The organism is Melaminivora alkalimesophila (assembly GCF_000282995.1).
Lineage (GTDB): Bacteria > Pseudomonadota > Gammaproteobacteria > Burkholderiales > Burkholderiaceae_C > Melaminivora > Melaminivora alkalimesophila.
Genome location: NZ_ALEE01000658.1, coordinates 1 through 211, shown reverse-complemented (window position 1 = coordinate 211; position 211 = coordinate 1). Strand labels below are relative to the sequence as shown.

Here is a 211-nt window from a genome sequence, read left to right as displayed (position 1 = left end):
GTTTCCTGGTGCCTGCCGCAGCCGCCGCGGGCGCGTCCAGCCCGGCGAGCGCCTCTCAGGCGGCAGCGCCGTAGCTGCGCACCAGCGCCTCGGCCACGCAGGCCGGCTTGTCGCCACCCTCGCGCTCCACGCTGACGAGCCACGTCATCTGCACCCCGTCCGGCTCGATCGCCTCGGCCGCCGCCAGCGACAGGCGCGCGCGCAGGCGGCT

1 pseudogene is annotated in these 211 nt (G+C 77.3%); it reads right to left on the bottom strand.

Annotated features, from left to right (window positions below):
* Positions 1-55 precede the first annotated feature (55 nt).
* A pseudogene (locus A612_RS18005) lies at positions 56-211 on the bottom strand (MaoC family dehydratase); the annotation flags it as partial.